This window comes from Bradyrhizobium sp. USDA 4474, from assembly GCF_054057515.1.
Map to the genome: position 1 here is coordinate 2,376,697 of NZ_JBSRZJ010000002.1, position 19,246 is coordinate 2,395,942.

Here is a 19,246-nt window from a genome sequence, read left to right on the forward strand (position 1 = left end):
TCATGGAAATTCGCAATCTCGGCGGCTCCGGCCTGCGCGTGTCCGCGGTCGGGCTCGGGTGCAACAATTTCGGCCAGCGCACCGATCTGGAAACCTCGCGCAAGGTGATCCACCGCGCGATCGATCTTGGCATCACGCTGTTCGACACCGCCGATATCTATGCGGGCCAGGGCGGCTCGGAGACCGTGCTCGGCACCGTGCTCGGCGACCGCCGCAAGGACATCGTACTCGCCACGAAATATTCCAAGCCGATGGCGCCCGACGGCACCAAGCAGGGTGCCTCGCGGCGCTACATCATGAACGCTGTCGAGGCCAGCCTGACGCGGCTCAAGACCGACTACATCGATCTCTACCAGCAGCATGATTTCGATCCGCTGACGCCGCTGGAGGAGACGCTGCGCGCGCTCGACGATCTCGTCCGCCAGGGCAAGGTCCGCTACATCGGCCATTCCAACTTTCCGGCGTGGCGCATCGCCGAAGCCGAATTCACCGCGCGCGCGATGAATGTCGGCCGTTTCGTCTCGGCACAGGACGAGTACAGTCTCCTCGTTCGCGACATCGAGAAGGATTTGCTGCCCGCCGCCGAGGAATACAAGCTCGGCCTGCTGCCGTTCTTCCCGCTGGCGAGCGGTCTGTTGACCGGCAAATATCAGCGCGGCGCGGCAGCGCCCGCCGATACGCGCTTCGGCAAGGCGCCGGCGCTGCGCGATCGCTACGTCACGCCGCGCAACGAGGATACCGTCGAGAAGCTGCAGGCCTTTGCGCAGGCACGCGGCCATTCGATGCTCGAGCTCGCCTTCTCCTGGCTCGCCGCGCGTCCGCAGGTCTCGAGCGTGATCGCAGGCGCCACCCGCATCGAGCAGGTCGAGCAGAACGTCAAGGCGATCGCCTGGCGGCTGAGCGCGGACGATCGCGCCGAGATCGACAAGATCACGCTGGGATGATCGTGTCGGCGCGCCGTCATTGCGCGCCGCGCGCCACCGTCTGCATCACCTCGAAACCTTCGAACTGGGGGTGGCCGAGATACAGCGGCTTGTTGTCGCCGGCCCTGTGATGGGCAGCACGAAACGCTTCCGACTTGGTCCACGCGTCAAACGCCGCGTGATTGGCCCACACCGTATGCGACGCATACAACGTATGGTCCTCGAGCTCCGGTCCGCGCAGCAGATGGAATTCGACGAAGCCGGGCACCTTGTCCAGATGGCTGTCGCGCGACAACCAGACCTGCTCGAAGGCAGCCTCCGAGCCCTTGACGACACGGAAGCGATTCATGGCGATGTACATGGCTTGCCTCTCCTGATGCTCAGGCGATCATGTCGTCATTCCGCGACGCGCCGCAAGGCAAGGCAACGGAATGATGGAATCAAGCGACCAGCCCCTTCATCGGCCTTGCGCTTGCGCTGTCGGGGAACACCGTCTGGGCCAGCACCTGATCCGACAGGCCGAACTGGCTTTGCAGCACGCCCTTGATCACGGAGCGCAGGTCGGTGGTGGGCTTGAGGTCGCGGGCCTCGTGGAGATTGCCGGGCTTGAGGCCGGGCCAGTCTGAGATGACGCGACCGCCCTTCACGGCCCCACCGGCGAGCAACGCGATGGTGCCGGTGCCATGATCGGTGCCCTCAGTGCCGTTGATGCGCGCGGTGCGGCCGAACTCGGTGGCGACGACGACGACGGTGTCGCGCCAGCGATCGCCGAGCCCGCTTTCGAATTCGGCGAGCGCGCCGTCGAGACCGCCGAGCAGGAAGGCGAGACGTCCGACGGGGCCGCCTTCATTGGCATGCGTATCCCAGCCGTCGAAAGCGAGCGCCGCGATGCGCGGGCCATCATCGGCGGCCATCAGCTTCGCGGCGCCGCGTGCGACCTGGCGCATCTGCGCGACGGCATTGCCGGGCTTCGGCTTCATGTCGTCGCCGCTCGCAGCCTTCTCCAACTGCAGGCCCTGCGTCAGCGCCGAGGCCAGCGCCGGATCGCGATGGCGGTAGAGATCGACCAGCCGCATCGCGGTGTCGTCGTCGGCCTGCGGCAGCGCGACCGGCGCCCAGCCGACGGTCGGCGCATTGCCGCGCAGCACCAGCGGCGTGGTCGGACCGACCGCAAGTCCGCTCGACACGCGCTCGCCGCGCGGCAGCGCCTCGAGCGCACGATTGAGCCAGCCCGACTGCACGCGACCGGGGCCGGCGTAGCCGCTCTCGAGCACGTCCTGGCCGTCGAAATGCGAGCGATCGCGGTAAGGCGTCGAGACCGCGTGAATCACCGCGGCATGCTGGGCGCGGTACATGCGCGCGAATTCCGGCATCGACGGATGCAGCCCGAAGAAGGAGTCCAGCATCAGCGCGGGATGCGCGCCATCCGCCGTGAGCGCGATCGAGCCGTGCAGGCCGGCATAATCGGGGTCGCCGATCGGCGCGACGGTCGCGAGCCCATCGAGCGCACCGCGCAGGATCACCACGATCAGTCGGGGATCGCGCCCGTCGGCTGCGCGCGCGAATTTCGGCAGATAGGCCCAGGCTGCAAACGACGCGCCGCCGAGCAGAAGGCCGCGGCGCGAGGTGAGGAGCCGGTTTTCGACGCAGTCGATCATCATCATCTCCTCTGAATTTCCGGGGACATCAGCAGCAGCGCCAGCGCCTGCTGGCGCGATTCCGCGCGCTCGATGGTTTTGCGGGTTTCGACCGACGCGGCGTCCGCCGCCGCGAATTCCAGGAGGTCGAGCGGATCGATGTTGGGTCCGAGCCGCGCGCCCATCTGCGAAGCGATATCGAGCCTGAGCTTGATGCCCTCCGGCGCGGCCCAGGCCGCGGCGGTATCCGGAAAACCGTTCGGCCCGGCCGGGGTCCATAACGGCTGGCCCAGCAGGTTCAGACCATTGAGATAGAAGCCGGGATCCTCCGGCATGCGCGCGAGCAGCCGGCCGCTCGCGACCAGGAAATCATAGGGCGAGCGCATCTTGGTCAGCGGCGCTTTCCACGCCTCGTCGGAATCGACCAGCGCCGCGGCCAGTGCCTTGAGATCGCCGTCGGTCTTGACGAAGACGTCGCGCAACCGCGCAACCAGCGCCGGCGGCGGATCGTCGGCGACGAAGTGGCGAACGAGTTTGGTCGCGATGAAATTCGCCGTCGACGGATGCCGCGCAATGTCGGCAAGTGCGGCCTCGCCCTGCGCGAGACCGTTCGCTTCATAGGTTTTGCCGAGCAGCACCTGCGGCCCCGGCTGGTGCGCATTGGCGTTGAAGACGAACGCGCCGGGCGCGCCAAGCTGGCCTTTCCGGCCCGCAAAGGTCCAGCCGGTGATGATGCGCGCGAGCGAGGTGACGTCGGCTTGCGTATAGCCGCCGCCGACGCCGAGCGTATGCAGCTCCATGATCTCGCGCGCGAGATTTTCGTTCAGCCCGCGCTTGCGGTTCTGCCCGGCGCGCGAATCCGGTCCGAGCGATTGCTGGTTGTCGAGGAAGAACAGCATCGCCGGATGCTGCTCGACCGCTTGCAGCATGTCGGCGAAGCGGCCCAGGACATGCGGGCGGATCGCCTCGCGCTCGAAGGCGCCGGCCCACATCCGCGCCAGCTCGCCCTTGCTCGCGGAGATGCAGAAATGATTCGACCAGAACACGACCAGGCGCTCGGTGAAGCCGCAATCGACCAGCATCGCGCGCTGCAACCGCGCCAGCGCCTCGGCGCGAAAGGTCTTCTGGATCACGTTGAGCGGCTGTGCCGGTTTTGCAGCGGCCGGCGCGGAGACGCCAGGCTGCATGCTTTCGGGCTTCGACGTGGCGCCGGCCTGCTTCGCGTCAGCCGTCTGCTGGCCCGCGATCTCGCTGGTCACCGTGTTGAGCGAAAGATTGCGCCGCAATTGGTTGTCGGCCTTCTGCTCGGCGGGCGGCGCGGGCGCTTCGGCCGGCGTGGCCACCTTCGCGGCTTCGCGCGCCTGTTTGACCTCGTCCTGATACGCGAATGCAGCCTGTCCGAGTTGCGGCGTCGATTGCAGCCCAGGCGCCTCAAGCAGCACGCCATAGGGACGCGCCAGTTCCGCCTTCACAAAACCTCTGGCGTCGGAGGCTGCATTGACGAGATCGCCGGATGCGCCGCCGCGCGGCCCAAAGCCGAAGCGGTTCAGCGCGACGAGAGCGGCTTGCGAATCGCGGGCCATCGATTTGTTCTCCGCGCGTTGCCAACCACTTTCCTGGTTTGCACGCGGCGCCTAATATACTGCAGCGACAGATGAACCCGGCATGAAAATGACGGCAAAGCTTCGACCTGAATCATGACAAATCCGAAAGAAATCACGCTGACCCAACCGGTCCCGCGCCGCCTCGCCTGTTCCCGCTGCGGCGCCGAGTTCGGCTGCGATCTCGCGGGCCATTGCTGGTGCGCGGAGGAGACCGCCAAGCTGCCGATGCCGATCAAGGGCGAGGATTGCTTGTGCCGGGAATGTTTGCGGAAGGCGGCGGCGGAGGCAGGACCGTAGGATGGGCAAGCGAAAGCGTGCCCACCATTTCCATGGCGTGGGCACGGCGCGATCCGCCTTTGCCGACCCTGCGAAGTCTACACTGGATGCCCCGGCGATATCCGCGCCATGCCGTCGAACGCATCGAGCAGCTTTTCGCGCCAAACGTAAATCGGATCATCGGCCTCGATCAGCCCGAACGGACTCACCACACGTGCCCATTGAAAACCACCGAACACGATGTAGTCGGCATAGTTCGGCGCAGCGCCGCCGAGATAGGGTTGCGTCTTGAAGGTTTGCCGCATCACTTCCAGCGACTTGCGGAACGCGACGACGCCGGTGTCGCGGCTCGCCATGATCTCTTCGAGTGTCTTGCCGCCGAACCGCGCCTCGCGCGATTGGCGGAAATACGCGGCATCGATCTCGGCCAGATTCTTCGGGATGTCGGCGATGATGAGCGGAAAGATGCCGCCGACGATCGCGATATCGCCCCAGGCATTGATCATGCGCGCCATGGCACGGCCGCCCTCGCCGCCGAACAGCGACGGACGATCCGGAAAATTGTCTTCGAGATAGTTCGCGATCGCCCAGGAATCGACCACCGGCTTGTCGTGATGCAGCAGCACCGGGACTTTGTCCGAGCCGTGCGGCGCGATCGTGCTTTTCTCGGTGAAGCGCCACGGCAGCGATTCCGCTGTCAGCCCCTTATGCGCCAGCGCCATCCGCGTGCGCCAGCAATAGGGGCTGAACGGGCGCGAGGCATCGGTGCCGACGAGTTCGTAGAGTTTGAGCGACATGGTGTGGTTCCGTCATTGCGAGCTTAGCACCGGCCGAAGGCCGACCCGCGCCTGATGTTACGGTCAGGCTACCGCGGCGGAGGCATTCTGGATTGCTTCGCTTGCGCTCGCAACGACGATGTGGCGAGACGCTACCGCCCGTTGTTTCGCAGCAGCCTCTCACCGTCTTCCGTCACGGCGATGACCAGGCCGAGGCCGGGCAGCGTTTCGCGTGCGACGAAGCCACGATCGGCGGCGTCCTCCCAGATGGTGAGGCGCGGGCAGGAGGTCTTCCAGGTCGCGATCACCTCGGCATAGGCGCGTGGCTCGCGCGCGATCCATTCGACGAAATCCAGCACCAGCGGGTCGGCCGTCTCGCTCATTGCAAACCTCCCTTGGTCAACGCGGCAAGCACCGGCACGCGCAGCAGGAGCCAGCCACCATAGGCGATGTAGTAGCAACCGATGGTCGTGATCAGCTTGTTCGACCAGGCCACGAATTGCTGGTCGGTCATGGCCTCGAGAAGGCGTCGCGCCAGCGTGGTGCCCAGCATCGAGGCCGCGATCGCAAGGCCGGCCAGCACGGGATCGAGCGAGGCGGCCTGGTCGATGACACCGCCGAAATAGATCAGCTTGGTGAAATGACTGACGATCTGGCACATCGATTTGGTCGCCACCTTCTCGCGCCGGCCGAAATTGCCGCCGAGGAAAAAGGTGTCAAGCAATGGGCCGGAGACGCCGGTCATCAGCATCAAGCCCATGCAGATCGTGCCATAGACGGTGCCCTGCCAGAGGCGATCAGGGTCGGGCTTGACACTGGTCGGCAGCAGCCGCGCCATGAACGGCGTGGCACCCAACATCAAAAGCGCCATGGGCTTGTCGGGCACGTAGCGCGTGAGCGACCAGGCCGCGAGCGCGATGGCAGCGCCGACCATGTAGTTTGCGACCGGCCGCCAGCGGATATGCTTGCGCCACAGCAAAGCGCGCCAGCCGTTCGAGGCCATCTGCGTGATCGCATGCAGCACCATCGCTGTCGGCAGCGGCATCAGGGCAAGCAGCACGCCGATCAGGATCAGCCCGCCCGCCATGCCGAATAGCCCCGACAGGAACGCGGTGCCGACCATCAGCAATCCAAGCGCAGCAATCATGATGGGCGTCACGTGGGTCTCCTTTCGACAGGCGCGGGACGCAGGCTGCCCATTCCGCCTCGCCCCGCTTGCGGGGAGAGGCGAAAGGCCGTGCGCCCCTCAACAATCAGCATGAATTACGCTGATGTTTGTGCCTCGCTTGCTCTGCCTTCGCAAACTGAGTTATCTTGGCCTGGCATCAGCTTTCCTGAGGGTCGATTCAGTTGCGACGGCTGCTCTTTCTCAACGGCATCAAGGCATTCGAGGCGGCGGCGCGGACCGGCAGCTTTGCTGCGGCTGGCATCGAGCTGAGCGTGTCGGCGGCCGCCGTCAGCCGCATGGTCCATCTGCTGGAAGAACGGCTCGGCGTCGCGCTGTTCGAGCGCAAGGCCAACAGGCTGGTGCTGACGCAGGCAGGCCGCGCCTATCAGAGCGGGCTGACGCCGATCTTTGATGCGCTCGCCAGCCTCACCGCGCAGGTGACGGCGCCGTCCAGCGTGCGCGTGCTCACCATCGGCGTCGGACATACGTTTGCGATGCGCTGGCTGATTCCGCGGCTGTCGGAGTTTCGCAACGAAGAGCCTGACATCGAGGTACGCTTCACCACCGGCGGGGCGTCGGTGCCGTTCGGCGAGGACTGGAGCTGCGGCATCAAGCTCGGCACCGGCGACTGGCCGGGGCTCGTCGCCGAGCCCTTGTTCGCCGGCGACCTGACGCCGGTCTGCGTGCCCCGCCTCGCCGCCAGCCTGAAGCGGCCGGCCGACCTCAAAGGCCCGAGCCTGATCCGCGTCGAGCATTCGCCGGAGGATTGGCCGCTCTGGCTGAAGGCCGCGAACCTCACCCGCATCAATCCACGCGGGCCCGAGTTCCAGTTCTACGGCCAGGCGTTGCAAGCCGCGGCCGACGGGCTCGGCATCGCCATGGGCATCCGGCCCTATATCGACGACGATCTCGCCGCCGGACGCCTGGTGGCGCCGTTCTTCGAGCTCTCCGTGCCCAAGGGCATGCGCTGGTACCTGCTGTACCGCAGTTTCCAGACCGAACAGCGCGACTTCGCCGCGTTCCGCCGCTGGATCATGCGGGCGGCAGCGGAACCCGCGGCGAGGCCGCGGCGGTCCGGACGCGTCGCGGCGCGGAGCTGACGCCTAAAAAAGCCGGCCGCTTGTGAACCGCTTCACATTTCCAAATCCGCAAACGTGGTGCTCTAACCCTCCGGCACGAGACCATTTTGGGGACCACCAATGACGACCCTTTACGACGGCTTTGACATCGAATCCTTCGAAGCTGGCAAGGGGCTGTGGCACGCCCGTATCCGGCGCGCCGATTTCAGCCCGGTTGCCATCGATGGCGTGCTGTTTCCGACCATGGAAGTCGGCTTCGCCTGGCCCGATTCCGACGCCGCGATCGCCGACGCCAAGCATCACATCGACCGCTTCCGCCACCGCGCCGACGACCGCGACGACGAATAGTCGACGGCAACAGGACTGAAGCGCAACAGGGGACACCGGTTCATGTCGGTCATCGAATACGACAACGATCCAGGGTCAAGGATCTATCCGCGCAAGGTGCTGGCGATATGCCCGGAATGCGATGGCGATCTCACGGTGCTCCGTGTGATCGGCGGCCGCGCCGGATGCGAGTACTGGACCATGCGCTGCATCGATTGCGGCGGGATCCATCTCGATATCCTCAAGCCGCGCCTGACGGTCGGCGACGGCGACGGGCCGCTGCCGGTGGCGTAATCGCCAGCGGTCACGTAACAGGGATCACTGAACAAGACCTGCTGCCAACCTGCTGTCAGCAGCCTGCGCACGGAACGGGCATTCGCCCTTTTCTGAGGGGCGGACTCGTCCCATATTCGGAGCATGGCGAAGAAACCTGCTCCCCCGAAATCTCCGAAAGCCAAAGCACCGAATTCGAAGGCACATCGGCCCGATGTGCAGCCGATCGGGCCGGCCCTGGCCGAATTGCTCAATCCCGCAATCAATCGCGGCGATGCCGGGCTGGGATCGGGTACCGGGCTGCAGCCGCCGCCGGATAATTCGCGCGATCGCCGCGCCGGGGGCGAGGCCGCGGCGCATCGGGCCCGCGCGTCGACGCCGAAGGAGTTTCCGCAGGATTCGACGCGGCCGATGCCGCTGCGGCCCAATCCGCAGCCGGCAGGCGCCCGCGCTTCGACCGAAGGTCTAGGCGAGGCGCCGCAGGCCAATTACGGAACCGCGGCCACGATCCCGACGCTCGATCCGGAACTGGCGCGTCAGCTCGGCCTGCCGACCGAAGAGGACGATGCCGAGGCACTCGCGCGTCCACCGCGCAGCAAGATGGAGGCGCTCGGCGTCAAGGCGACGGCCGACGCACTGGAATCGCTGATCCGCGAGGGCCGGCCCGAGTTCCGCAAGGACGACGGCTCCACCAAAGTGTGGACCCCGCACCGGCCGCCGCGCCCGGAAAAGTCGGAAGGCGGCGTCCGTTTCGAGATCAAATCGCCATACGAGCCGCGCGGCGACCAGCCGACCGCGATCGCCGAGCTTGTCGAGGGCATCCAGCGCAACGAACGTTCGCAGGTGCTGCTCGGCGTCACCGGCTCGGGCAAGACCTACACCATGGCCAAGGTGATCGAGGCGACGCAACGGCCCGCCATCATCCTCGCGCCGAACAAGACGCTCGCCGCCCAGCTCTACGGCGAGTTCAAGAGTTTCTTCCCCGACAACGCGGTCGAGTACTTCGTCAGCTATTACGACTACTACCAGCCGGAAGCGTATGTGCCGCGCACGGACACCTACATAGAGAAGGACTCCTCGATCAACGAGCAGATCGATCGCATGCGCCATTCGGCGACGCGCGCGCTGCTCGAACGCGACGACGTCATCATCGTCGCCTCGGTGTCCTGCATCTACGGTATCGGTTCGGTCGAAACCTACACCGCGATGACCTTCGCGCTGAAGAAGGGCGAGCGCATCGACCAGCGCCAGCTCATCGCCGACCTCGTCGCGCTGCAGTACAAGCGCACGCAGGCCGACTTTACCCGCGGCACGTTTCGCGTGCGCGGCGACGTCATCGACATCTTCCCGGCGCACTATGAAGACCGCGCCTGGCGCGTGAACCTGTTCGGCGACACCATCGAGAGTATCGAGGAGTTCGATCCGCTCACCGGCCACAAGCAGGACGAGCTCGAATTCATCAAGATGTACGCCAACTCGCACTATGTGACGCCGCGCCCGACGCTGGTGCAGGCGATCAAGTCGATCAAATCTGAACTGAAGCAGCGGCTCGACCAGCTCAACAGCCAGGGACGCCTGCTGGAGGCGCAGCGGCTGGAGCAGCGCACCACCTTCGATCTCGAGATGATGGAGGCGACGGGAAGCTGCGCCGGCATCGAGAATTATTCGCGCTATCTCACCGGGCGGCTGCCCGGCGAGCCGCCGCCGACGCTGTTCGAATACGTCCCCGACAACGCGCTGGTGTTCGCCGACGAAAGCCACGTCACCGTGCCGCAGATCGGCGGCATGTTCCGCGGCGACTTCCGCCGCAAGGCGACACTGGCCGAATACGGTTTCCGCCTGCCGTCATGCATGGACAACCGCCCGCTGCGCTTCGAGGAATGGGACATGATGCGGCCGCAGACGGTCGCGGTATCGGCGACCCCGGGCAGCTGGGAACTGAACGAGAGCGGCGGCGTGTTCGTCGAGCAGGTCATCCGCCCGACCGGGCTGATCGACCCGCCCGTCGACATCCGCCCCGCCCGCACCCAGGTCGACGATCTCGTCGGCGAAGTGCGCGCCACCGCGCAGGCCGGCTACCGTTCGCTGATCACGGTTCTCACAAAACGCATGGCGGAGGACCTCACCGAATATCTGCACGAGCAGGGCATACGTGTCCGCTACATGCACTCCGATATCGACACGATCGAGCGCATCGAGATCATCCGCGACCTTCGCTTGGGCGCGTTCGACGCGCTGGTCGGCATCAACCTGTTGCGCGAAGGCCTCGACATCCCCGAATGCGCGCTAGTCGCGATTCTCGACGCCGACAAGGAAGGCTTCCTGCGCAGCGAGACTTCGCTGATCCAGACCATCGGCCGCGCCGCGCGCAACGTCGACGGCAAGGTGATCCTCTATGCCGACCAGATGACCGGCTCGATGGAGCGCGCCATCGCCGAGACCAACCGTCGCCGCGAGAAGCAGGTCGAGTACAACAATGCCAACGGCATCACGCCGGAGAGCGTGAAGAAGCAGATCGGCGACATCCTCAACTCGGTCTACGAGCGCGACCACGTGCTGGTCGAGATCGGCGGCCACGACATGACCGACGACGTCATCTCGATCGGCCACAATTTCGAAGCCGTGCTCGCCGATCTCGAGACGCGCATGCGCGAGGCCGCCGCCGATCTGAACTTCGAGGAAGCCGCCCGCCTCCGCGACGAGGTCAAGCGCCTGCGCGCCACCGAGCTCGCCGTCGTCGACGACCCCACCGCCAAGCAGCGCACCGTGCAGGTCAAGGCCGGCGCCTATGCCGGCACCAGGAAGTATGGCGATGCCGCGAACCTGCCGGTCAGCGCCATGAAGAAAAAGACCGTGAGCTCCGCGCTGAAAGCCAGCGGCGGCGGCAGCGGCTCGAAAGTGCACAAGCCGCATCTCGACGAGATGCACGGCCCGGAATCGCTGCCCTATCGGGAAAACCAGTCGCTGCCGTCAAAGCCGTTCGGCAGCACGAGCCGGATCATCCAGCCGACGGATTCACGGCAGTCGGGACCGGAGTTCGGGCCGGCACCGAAGTCGACCGGTGGCGCGCCGGGGCGACGGGGTGGGTGGAAGAAGAGGTAGGTGCTCGTTTGGTCGATGAGTGGCGGGTGTCCTCACCGCGCACTCACCGCCATCACGGACAGTATCAGCCCGGTCATCGCGAGCCGACGCGATGCAGCATGTTGGGTGCATCATTCAGTGATCTTGTCGGAGAGCGGACAGGCGCTTACAGCTTGCCTTGGCCGTTCACCTGGCTCTGCTGTTGCTGCTGCCTGTCCTGCTCGTTGGCGCGATGACGGCCGTAGAGGCAGCCGGCGGCGGCGCCGAGCATGCCGTGATGGCCGGCATAATGGCCGGCCACGCCGCCGACGATGGCGCCCTTGATGCAGCCCTTGGCATTGGCGGCGGAGCTTGCGCCCAGCATGAGGAGCGCGGCGGTGATCGCGATGAGCGGGGATTTCATGATTGTCTCCTGCGGTGTCCGGCGTCTCAACGAACACAAACGCGCTGGGTTCCCGCACTCGCCGCGTGGCGCGAGACGCGCTCACATGCACGGCGTCAAGATGTCCGCCGTCATCCCGGCGAAGGCCAGGTCGGCACGGGAGTGAGCACTGTCGCGGGCTTGAACCTCCCTCGCCTCTCCTTCGACTGATCAGGGGACGTTGGGAACGCCGGCTGGGGATCGGTGCCGATGAAAGTTGCGTTGCTTGCAATGTTGGGACTGTTCCTGGGCGCATTGGGCGGAGCCGCGCTCGGCATCGGGGCCGGGCTCGCCTGGCTCGAGATCGCGCATACGACGCGTTTCGAAGGCTATAGCGGCATGCTGGTGTTTTTCACCTTCATGCCGGTGGGGGCCGCCATCGGCGGGATCGGCGGCGGGGTGCTGTTCGCCCTGCTGGCCATGCGCGACGACGTCATCGCGGTTGAGCCGGGGTCCGCGACCGAGCCGGCCCGTGGCCGGGACCGGTAAAATTGCGGGGTTCTATTGTAAATCTCACATTTCGCGCTCACTTGCGCATTGCAAAAACGTGATTTGAGTTTTTCCGGAAATCCCGTATTTGTTCGTATACGAATGAATTGACCGGCCCTTCGGCACCTTGCTGTGCACGGGGTTGTTTTCCGTTTTTCTGCAAGCCAGTTTCAGGACGCCCCAAAATGACGGAGCACAGTCTCTGGCGTTTCTCGCGTGCGTTGCACCGCGCGATCAACGACCGGCATTTCGAGGATATCGAGACCCTGATCGACGAGGACGTCGAGTGGGCGATCTACGGTCCGATCGACATGTTTCCGTTCCTGGGCGCGCGCCAGGGCAAGGCGGCCGTGCTCCAGGTCATCCGCCAGCTCGCCGACAATTTCCGCGTCCGCCGCTTCGACCGCGAGAGCATCATGCTGGGCATCGATTCCGCCTCCTCGATGCTGCGCTATTCGCTGACGGCCCTCGATTCCGACAAGCCGATCAGCTTGCGCGTGGCGCAGTTCGCCCAGTTCAGGGCTGACAGGCTCGTCAGCATGCGGGTGCTGGTCGATACGTTCGATCTGGTCGAGCAGGCACTCGGCCGCGCCATTCATCTGCCAAGGATGACCGGCGTCGGCTGAGCGGGACACCAACGGGCTCCGCAATGCGGGACCGGTCGATTGATGCTACCGCGACTTCGTCATGGCCTCCAGCCCCGCCGGACGGCGTCGTGGACAAGCTCGTCGTCGGGCGCGCGCCTTTCGCGCGGCCCGTTGGTTCGCTATTCTGAACGCCACAATTTCGCAACGATAGTTCCGCATCTTCCGCGCGAACTGGGCTCGCGGGCAAGGCAATGGAATTCTCGACAGGTTTAGGCCGGATCAGGCTGCCGCTGGCGGCCGCGTTCATTTTTGGCTCGATGCTGACGGCCCAGGCGCAGATCATTCCGCCCTTCTCCCCCGCCCCCGGTGCGGTCACGCCTGATGACGAGGAGGCCGAGCTCGCCGAGACGGCCCCTGACGTCAACGACGCCGACGTGCTCAAGGGGATCGACGTCGACAAGCTCGACTGGAGCCAGCTCGCCATCGACGCCGGCACGCTCAACGACATCATGGCCGCCAAGAAGCGCGCGAAGGCCGCCGCCGCCAGCGGCATGAATTGGTCGACCAACGTCAATGCCAACGGCTCCTCGGCCGTCACGGTGAAGCAGTCGGTGTCGCCGTTCTGGGACACCCGCATCGGCGCCGACATGACCGTGACGAAAGAGCCGACCACGATGTCGGAGCTGCTGGCGGAGAAGGCCGCCAATGGCGGCAACCTGCCGCAATCCTCCGGCAGCGCCTGGGCCGCCGCCACCGCGCCGGGCGCCGGCGTCGTCTGGGACAAGACCGCGGTGGAAGCGCGCGTCGATCCCGGCACCGAGCAGAGCAAGCTCGCGGCGTCGCTGACCAAATCGCTGCCGCTGTCGGGCGATACGTCGCTGACGCTGCAGAACGGCTACAGCGTCAACCAGCAGGGCACCGCGGCGCTGCCCGGCGTCGGCGGGCACATCAATTACGAGACCGACCAGTCTGCCAAGGTGACCCTCACCGACACCGGCACCAGCATCACTGCCGGCCAGACCATGTCGACCAACGACGACAAATGGCTGCGCAAGGTCGGCGCCGAGCAGAAGCTGTTCGACAACGTCACCGTCTCCGGCTCGGTCGGCGAGACCTCGCAAGGCGCGATCAGCAAGAGCGTGACGGCCGGATTCAAGAAGAGCTGGTGAGCCTTCTTTAGACTCTCGTAACCATGCGCCACGGCAAAGCCCCCGAATGGTCCGGCCTTGCCGCATCTCGGCCCCGTTGCGGTCAAAATCCGACGCCCAGATGCGCCGGCCTGACACACATCGTCGTGCGGGGGACACTCGCGCTGCGCTCAACGCGAACAGGGGAATAACGATGAACGCCATGCGTCCGGAAAAGACCGAGACCACCGAGACCGAGACGGTCGACAGCAACCTCGCCGCCGTGACGGAAGTCGAAGCCGGCATCCGCGATTTCGTCCGCAACGATATCGCCTATCTGCGCCGGCCCGCCGCGACCACCACGGCCACGGATTCGCCGCCGCTCGATCCCAGCGCGGAAGCAACCGTCACCAACGTCAACTCGCTGATCCAGCGCGTCGCCGGCACCTCGCTTGCCGAGATCGAGAATCTGATCTCCGAGCTCGAAAGCCTGCGCGACCTGCTCCACGCCGAAGGCCAGCGCGTCCAGCGCGAGATCTCCGGCTACGCCCAGCTGAGCCAAGCCGCGATGAAGTCGACCCGCATGATCGCCGACAACGTCGCTCAGTGGAAGCGCGCCGCCGACGGCCTGCGCAACAGCTGATCGCGCCGACCCCGGCATCACCAGCCGCCGCGTTCCGGAAGGGACGCGGCGGTTTTGATTCCGGATAGAGTTCGTGCTCAACCGTGAACCGTCCGCCCCGCTCCGGCGACCAATGCCTTGGTGCCCGTGCCGCCGACGGCCGGGCCTCGGGGACATCTCAGATGGAAAGCATTCGGCCCGATAACACGGACCCGATACCGTTGCGGCCCGCGCCGAACCAGTTCGGGACCATCATGCTGCGCTTTGTCGGGCTGCTGGCTGTTGCAATCGGGATCTTGGCGCTCGTCTACAGCCGCTGAAGGCGAAGGCCGCGTCGCGGCTCCCAGAAGTTAACGAGGCCTTAACGGCTCGCTTCGACCGTCGAGGCTTCCAGGGTGTAGGCGCCGTCGGCGTAACCCTTCACCACCATCCCGGCCACCAGCATCACGGCCAGGGTCGTGGTAGCGAAGATGAATCCGACCAGCTTGAGTGCGCCGCGGTCTGCCATTGTTCTCGTCCCCTGTACTCTGCCCAGTTCGTTCAAATAGACAGCGACAGGTTCATAATTGGTTAGCAACTCGATGGTTCCGGCAGCCGCTTTGCGAGCGCCAGCCATCTTGGGGAGGCTTATGGCAGCCACCCGGAATCGCGTCCATAGCGCGCGGGCAACACTCGCGCGCTGTTTTTGTCGTTCATTCTGGAACTGGTCTAACCGCCCTTCCGCATCGGCACGAACGCGCTGGCGGTGATGGAATACACCTCCTCGCCGCGCTGGTTGGTGCCGGTGGTGCGGGCAGTCAGAATGCCCCACCCAGGGCGCGAGGCGGAGCTGCGCTTGTCGATGACGACATTTGCGTAACTCACGGTATCGCCTGACAGCACCGGCCTGATCCAGCGCAGATCGCGAAAGCCCGGTGACGGGCCCCACACTGCGACCTCCTCGCCGCGTGCTGCGGCTTCCCGCGCCTGACGCTGGCCGTCGGCGACAAGCAGGCTCATGCAGGCCGAGCCGACATGCCAGCCGGACGCAGCGAGCCCACCAAATAGCGAATTCTTGCCCTCCTCCTCGTCGAGATGGAAGCGCTGCGGATCGAACTTGGCGGCGAAGGCCTTGATGGATTCCGCAGTGAATTTATAGCTGCCGATGTCGCGACGCTGCCCGATCTCGATCTCTTCGAAGAACCGCATCAGACCGCTCCCGCGCGCCGTTCGATCAGGATCGGCGAGACCATCTCGCCGAGCGCTTCGCCCCTGCCGTTGCGCACCGTGCATTTGAACTTGACGATGCCGAGATTCGGACGGCTCTTCGAGGTACGCGCCTCGAGCACGTCAACATCCAGTGTCAGGTCGTCGCCCGGTCTGAGTGGCGACAGCCAACGCACTTCATCGACCCCGGGAGATCCGAGCGACGCGGCACGGGTAATGAACCCGTCGGCCATCATCCGCATCATCAGCGAGCAGAGGTGCCAGCCGGAGCCGGAGAGGCCGCGCAGCATGCTTTTGCTGGCAGCCTCGTCATCGAGGTGCATCGGCTGCGGATCGAACTCGGCGGCAAACGCCAAAATCTCGTCGCGGCTGACGTGGCGCGGGCCGAACGTTCCATAGCGGCCGGGCGGGAAATCTTCGAATGTCAGGGTCATCTCGGAAAAGCTTTGCGGGAAGGACAGATTGTGGCCGCACTTTGCGGCAATCTCAACCGGCCGGTCCGCATGGCTCGTGCTACATTCAGCGAGTAGGGTCAGACCTGTCTCATCGTCTGCTGGCGCGGCCGGGGGGCGCGATCTGGCACGGGGGAGAGAGATGTTTTCATTCAGCGACCTGTTTCAATGGGACCGCTTCATCACGCCGACGATCATCAAGACCTTCTACTGGCTGGTGATCGGCGTGATCTGCCTGTTCGGGCTCTCCGGAATCTTTGCCGGCCTCACCGCGATGGCAATCAGCCCGTTTGCCGGGTTCCTCGTCGTGCTGGAATCGATCGCGGGCGTCGTCGTCGGCATCGTGTTCTCGCGCATCGCCGCGGAATTGATCCTGATCGTGTTTCGCATCAACGAGCATCTCGGCGCGATCAGGGATCAGGGCGGCGGGATGCGGTGAGGCACCCCGCTTCGCGCCTTACGTATTGAACCGGAAGTGCATCACGTCGCCGTCGGCGACGACGTATTCCTTGCCTTCCAGGCGGAGCTTGCCGGCATCGCGGGCGCCAGCTTCACCGTTGAAGGCGATATAGTCCGAATAGGCAATGGTCTCGGCGCGAATGAAGCCCTTCTCGAAATCGGTGTGGATGACACCGGCGGCGCCCGGCGCCTTGGTGCCACGATAGATGGTCCAGGCCCGCGCTTCCTTCGGGCCGACAGTGAAATAGGTGATGAGATCGAGCAGCGTGTAGCCGGCGCGGATCAGGCGATCGAGGCCGGCTTCTTCCAGACCCAGCGTCTCCAGGAAGTCGGTGCGCTCGTCGCGCGAGATGGTCGCGATTTCGGATTCGATCTTGGCGGAGATCACGACGGCCACGGCGCCTTCCTTCGCCGCCTGCTCCTGCACAGCCTTGGAGAACGAATTGCCGGTCGCAGCCGAGCCTTCCTCCACGTTGCAGACATAGAGCACGGGCTTGGACGACAGCAAGCCGAGCATGCCGAAAGCACGCTCCTCCTCCGCCTTGCGCTCCACGAGCCGCGCGGGCTTGCCGTCGCGCAGCAGCACCAGCGTGCGGTTGACGAGGTCGAGCTGCTCCTTGGCGTCCTTGTCGTTGCCCTTGGCCTTTTTGGTCAGGTTGTCGACGCGCTTCTCGAGGCTGTCGAGGTCGGCGAGCATCAACTCGGTCTCGATGGTCTCGATGTCGGCGAGCGGGGCGATCTTGCCCTCGACATGGGTGATGTCGGAATCCTCAAAGCAACGCACCACATGCGCGATGGCGTCGACCTCGCGGATGTTGGCCAGGAACTGGTTGCCGAGACCCTCACCCTTCGAAGCGCCGCGCACGAGGCCGGCGATGTCGACGAAGGTCAGGCGGGTCGGAATGATCTGCGCCGATTTGGCGATCGCCGACAGCTTGTCGAGCCGCGGATCGGGCACGGCGACCTCGCCGACGTTGGGCTCGATGGTGCAGAACGGATAGTTCGCGGCCTGCGCCGCAGCCGTCTCGGTCAACGCATTGAACAAGGTCGACTTGCCGACATTGGGCAATCCGACGATTCCGCATTTGAATCCCACGAGCGTTATTCCTTGCCGTTTTCGTCCTTGGTCAAAAATCCCTTCGCCTGCATCGCCAGATGCACCCTGTTGGCGAAGGTCGCGTCCGTGCCCTTGGCGATCAGTGCGGCGTGCTCGGCCACCGCGTCGCAGAGCGTCGTCACCCAGTCGTTGTCGGCCTTGGCGAAGTCCGACAGGACATGGCCGTGCACCATCTCCTTGACGCCGGGATGACCGATGCCGAGCCTGACACGGCGATACTCGTTGCCGATATGCGCCGAGATCGAGCGCAGGCCATTGTGGCCGGCGATGCCGCCGCCGATCTTCACCCGCACCTTGCCCGGCGGCAGCTCGAGCTCGTCGTGAAACACCGTGATGTCGCCGGGCGCGATCTTGAAGAAGCTCGCCGCTTCCTGAACGCTGCGGCCGGACTCGTTCATGTAGGTCGTGGGCTTGAGCAGGATCACGCGCTCAGTGCCGAGCGTGCCTTCCGAAGTCTCACCCTGAAAGCGACGGCGCCATGGTGCGAAACCATGACGCCGCGCAATCTCGTCGACGGCCATGAAGCCGATATTGTGCCGGTTACGTGCGTATTTCGCGCCAGGATTGCCGAGCCCAACAAAGAGTCGCATGACGCGGCGCGCCCCTCAGCCGGAGCGCGATCGGAGATCACGCGCCGGCTCTTTTGAGAGATTACTTCTTCTTGTCGCCGCCGGCGGGAGCCTTGGCAGCAGCCGCAGGCGCAGCAGCCCCCGCAGCCGGAGCCGCAGCGCCAGCTGCCGGAGCAGCCGCCGCGCCCGGAGCCGCGCCACCGGCAGCAGCCGCAGCAGCGGCCTTCTGCTCTTCGGCGTAGCCGGACGGCGGCACGATGGTGACCAGGGTCGCGTCCTCGCGGGTCAGCGCCTTCACGCCAGCCGGCAGCTTGATGTCAGACAGATGCAGCGAGTGACCGATTTCGAGCGAGCCGACGTCGGCCTCGATGTACTGCGGGATGCTCTCGACGCCGCATTCGAGCTCGATCGCGTGGGCAACGATGTTGACGGTGCCGCCGCGCTTCACGCCGGGCGAACCTTCCGCCTTCACGACATGCAAGGGAACGCTGATGCGAATGGTAGCGCCTTCGCCGAGCCGCATGAAGTCGACATGGATCGGGAAGTCCCTGACCGGATCGAGGTGGTAGTCGCGCGGAATCACGCGATGCTTCTTGCCCTCGAGGTCGATGTCGACCAGCGTGGTCAGGAACCGGCCGGCCAGAATGCGCTGGCGCAGTTCGCGATCTTCGATCGAGATCGTGACGGGGGGCTGGTTGTTACCATAGATCACTCCGGGCACTCTGCCGGCGCGACGCTCAGCCCGGGCGGCCCCCTTGCCGCTCTTCGGACGTGCGGTCGCCTTCAATTCCTTGACGGTCGTCGCCATAGTCTAAGTCCTTGTTTTTGCAAAAGTTAATGGGCCGCAGCGCGGCCCATGGCATGGTCCACAGCAAGCCTCCAGGGGTGCGGGGGCCGTGAACGTGGCGGGCTTTTACCCGGAAGATGCGGAAATGACAAGGAAATGCGGGGACTTTTTGCGGGGGCCGGTCTGGCCCGGAACACTGTCATGGCCGGGCTTGGCCCGGCCATCCAGGAATTGCGAGGTGGGAGGATAGACGTGGATGCCCGGGA

Annotated in this window: 25 protein-coding genes; 12 read left to right on the forward strand and 13 right to left on the reverse strand. The window is 65.3% G+C overall.

Translation table 11 applies throughout. The features are described 5' to 3' along the window. Positions 1 to 2: 2 nt before the first annotated feature. Positions 3 to 944, forward strand: coding sequence for an aldo/keto reductase (locus ACVW16_RS12985; RefSeq protein ID WP_456737299.1), 942 nt, complete (start codon positions 3 to 5; stop codon positions 942 to 944). A gap of 16 nt (positions 945 to 960) precedes the next feature. Here ACVW16_RS12985 and ACVW16_RS12990 read toward each other — a convergent pair whose 3' ends face one another. The 3 genes from ACVW16_RS12990 to ACVW16_RS13000 all read right to left on the reverse strand — a co-directional run bounded on the left by ACVW16_RS12990 (position 961) and on the right by ACVW16_RS13000 (position 4,143). Then, on the reverse strand, positions 961 to 1,284 hold the full coding sequence (locus ACVW16_RS12990) for an antibiotic biosynthesis monooxygenase family protein (RefSeq protein ID WP_456699594.1): 324 nt from the start codon (positions 1,282 to 1,284) through the stop codon (positions 961 to 963). A gap of 79 nt (positions 1,285 to 1,363) precedes the next feature. Then, the gene (locus ACVW16_RS12995) at positions 1,364 to 2,581 is read right to left on the reverse strand and encodes a DUF1501 domain-containing protein (protein WP_456738283.1); all 1,218 of its coding nucleotides are present in this window, start codon (positions 2,579 to 2,581) and stop codon (positions 1,364 to 1,366) included. 2 nt (positions 2,582 to 2,583) lie between these two features. After that, entirely contained in the window at positions 2,584 to 4,143 is a 1,560-nt protein-coding gene (locus tag ACVW16_RS13000; RefSeq protein WP_456737298.1) for a DUF1800 domain-containing protein, read from the reverse strand. A 114-nt stretch (positions 4,144 to 4,257) separates the two neighbouring features. Between ACVW16_RS13000 and ACVW16_RS13005 the strand changes: the two genes are divergently transcribed. After that, on the forward strand, positions 4,258 to 4,461 hold the full coding sequence (locus tag ACVW16_RS13005; protein WP_456737297.1) for a cysteine-rich CWC family protein: 204 nt from the start codon (positions 4,258 to 4,260) through the stop codon (positions 4,459 to 4,461). A gap of 77 nt (positions 4,462 to 4,538) precedes the next feature. On the opposite strand, the gene ACVW16_RS13010 is transcribed toward ACVW16_RS13005, so the two are convergent. The 3 genes from ACVW16_RS13010 to ACVW16_RS13020 form a co-directional block, all read right to left on the reverse strand. Then, complete coding sequence (locus tag ACVW16_RS13010) at positions 4,539 to 5,237, reverse strand: glutathione S-transferase family protein (protein ID WP_456737296.1); 699 nt, start codon at positions 5,235 to 5,237, stop codon at positions 4,539 to 4,541. A 131-nt stretch (positions 5,238 to 5,368) separates the two neighbouring features. Beyond that, positions 5,369 to 5,599, reverse strand: a complete 231-nt coding sequence (locus ACVW16_RS13015) for a hypothetical protein (RefSeq protein WP_456699599.1) — start codon at positions 5,597 to 5,599, stop codon at positions 5,369 to 5,371. Then, complete coding sequence (locus ACVW16_RS13020) at positions 5,596 to 6,375, reverse strand: TSUP family transporter (RefSeq protein WP_456737295.1); 780 nt, start codon at positions 6,373 to 6,375, stop codon at positions 5,596 to 5,598. The genes ACVW16_RS13015 and ACVW16_RS13020 overlap by 4 nt, the downstream gene beginning before the upstream one ends. 191 nt (positions 6,376 to 6,566) lie before the next feature. On the opposite strand from ACVW16_RS13020, the gene ACVW16_RS13025 reads away from it, so the two are divergent. From ACVW16_RS13025 to uvrB, 4 genes are all read left to right on the forward strand, one after another. Next, positions 6,567 to 7,484, forward strand: coding sequence for a LysR substrate-binding domain-containing protein (locus tag ACVW16_RS13025; protein ID WP_456699601.1), 918 nt, complete (start codon positions 6,567 to 6,569; stop codon positions 7,482 to 7,484). 99 nt (positions 7,485 to 7,583) lie between these two features. Continuing rightward, on the forward strand, positions 7,584 to 7,811 hold the full coding sequence (locus ACVW16_RS13030; protein ID WP_092230147.1) for a hypothetical protein: 228 nt from the start codon (positions 7,584 to 7,586) through the stop codon (positions 7,809 to 7,811). A 42-nt stretch (positions 7,812 to 7,853) separates the two neighbouring features. After that, the gene (locus ACVW16_RS13035) at positions 7,854 to 8,084 is read left to right on the forward strand and encodes a hypothetical protein (protein ID WP_456699603.1); all 231 of its coding nucleotides are present in this window, start codon (positions 7,854 to 7,856) and stop codon (positions 8,082 to 8,084) included. Between the two features lie 123 nt (positions 8,085 to 8,207). Next, complete coding sequence (uvrB, locus tag ACVW16_RS13040; protein WP_456738823.1) at positions 8,208 to 11,165, forward strand: excinuclease ABC subunit UvrB; 2,958 nt, start codon at positions 8,208 to 8,210, stop codon at positions 11,163 to 11,165. A 145-nt stretch (positions 11,166 to 11,310) separates the two neighbouring features. Here the strand turns inward: uvrB and ACVW16_RS13045 are convergent, their stop codons facing one another. Continuing rightward, entirely contained in the window at positions 11,311 to 11,547 is a 237-nt protein-coding gene (locus ACVW16_RS13045; protein WP_456699605.1) for a hypothetical protein, read from the reverse strand. Positions 11,548 to 11,775: 228 nt separating this feature from the next. Here ACVW16_RS13045 and ACVW16_RS13050 point away from each other — a divergent pair, with 228 nt between their 5' ends. From ACVW16_RS13050 to ACVW16_RS13070, 5 genes are all read left to right on the forward strand, one after another. Beyond that, the gene (locus ACVW16_RS13050) at positions 11,776 to 12,054 is read left to right on the forward strand and encodes a hypothetical protein (protein ID WP_456737294.1); all 279 of its coding nucleotides are present in this window, start codon (positions 11,776 to 11,778) and stop codon (positions 12,052 to 12,054) included. A 185-nt stretch (positions 12,055 to 12,239) separates the two neighbouring features. Continuing rightward, positions 12,240 to 12,680, forward strand: a complete 441-nt coding sequence (locus ACVW16_RS13055) for a nuclear transport factor 2 family protein (protein ID WP_456737293.1) — start codon at positions 12,240 to 12,242, stop codon at positions 12,678 to 12,680. Positions 12,681 to 12,892: 212 nt separating this feature from the next. Beyond that, positions 12,893 to 13,810 (forward strand): hypothetical protein, encoded by a 918-nt coding sequence (locus ACVW16_RS13060; protein ID WP_456737292.1) that lies wholly within the window; start codon positions 12,893 to 12,895, stop codon positions 13,808 to 13,810. A gap of 172 nt (positions 13,811 to 13,982) precedes the next feature. Then, positions 13,983 to 14,411, forward strand: a complete 429-nt coding sequence (locus ACVW16_RS13065; protein ID WP_092230134.1) for a hypothetical protein — start codon at positions 13,983 to 13,985, stop codon at positions 14,409 to 14,411. A 161-nt stretch (positions 14,412 to 14,572) separates the two neighbouring features. Next, positions 14,573 to 14,710 carry a hypothetical protein gene (locus ACVW16_RS13070; protein ID WP_456699609.1) on the forward strand — a complete coding sequence of 46 codons (138 nt, stop codon included), beginning with the start codon at positions 14,573 to 14,575 and terminating at the stop codon, positions 14,708 to 14,710. A gap of 41 nt (positions 14,711 to 14,751) precedes the next feature. Here the strand turns inward: ACVW16_RS13070 and ACVW16_RS13075 are convergent, their stop codons facing one another. The 3 genes from ACVW16_RS13075 to ACVW16_RS13085 form a co-directional block, all read right to left on the reverse strand. Then, positions 14,752 to 14,898, reverse strand: coding sequence for a hypothetical protein (locus tag ACVW16_RS13075; protein WP_456699610.1), 147 nt, complete (start codon positions 14,896 to 14,898; stop codon positions 14,752 to 14,754). 200 nt (positions 14,899 to 15,098) lie between these two features. Beyond that, a complete protein-coding gene (locus ACVW16_RS13080) occupies positions 15,099 to 15,578 on the reverse strand; it encodes a MaoC family dehydratase (RefSeq protein WP_456699611.1) in 480 nt (159 codons plus the stop codon). Then, the gene (locus tag ACVW16_RS13085) at positions 15,578 to 16,030 is read right to left on the reverse strand and encodes a MaoC family dehydratase (protein ID WP_456737291.1); all 453 of its coding nucleotides are present in this window, start codon (positions 16,028 to 16,030) and stop codon (positions 15,578 to 15,580) included. Before ACVW16_RS13085 ends, ACVW16_RS13080 begins: the two co-directional genes overlap by 1 nt. A gap of 160 nt (positions 16,031 to 16,190) precedes the next feature. On the opposite strand from ACVW16_RS13085, the gene ACVW16_RS13090 reads away from it, so the two are divergent. After that, positions 16,191 to 16,487: a DUF4282 domain-containing protein gene (locus ACVW16_RS13090; RefSeq protein ID WP_456699613.1), complete on the forward strand. Its 297-nt coding sequence runs from the start codon at positions 16,191 to 16,193 to the stop codon at positions 16,485 to 16,487. An 18-nt stretch (positions 16,488 to 16,505) separates the two neighbouring features. Here ACVW16_RS13090 and ychF read toward each other — a convergent pair whose 3' ends face one another. From ychF to ACVW16_RS13105, 3 genes are all read right to left on the reverse strand, one after another. After that, positions 16,506 to 17,603 (reverse strand): redox-regulated ATPase YchF, encoded by a 1,098-nt coding sequence (gene ychF, locus ACVW16_RS13095; RefSeq protein WP_456699614.1) that lies wholly within the window; start codon positions 17,601 to 17,603, stop codon positions 16,506 to 16,508. A gap of 5 nt (positions 17,604 to 17,608) precedes the next feature. Beyond that, positions 17,609 to 18,214 carry an aminoacyl-tRNA hydrolase gene (gene pth, locus ACVW16_RS13100; protein ID WP_456737290.1) on the reverse strand — a complete coding sequence of 202 codons (606 nt, stop codon included), beginning with the start codon at positions 18,212 to 18,214 and terminating at the stop codon, positions 17,609 to 17,611. A gap of 61 nt (positions 18,215 to 18,275) precedes the next feature. Further along, the gene (locus ACVW16_RS13105; protein ID WP_456699616.1) at positions 18,276 to 19,001 is read right to left on the reverse strand and encodes a 50S ribosomal protein L25/general stress protein Ctc; all 726 of its coding nucleotides are present in this window, start codon (positions 18,999 to 19,001) and stop codon (positions 18,276 to 18,278) included. Positions 19,002 to 19,246 lie beyond the last annotated feature (245 nt).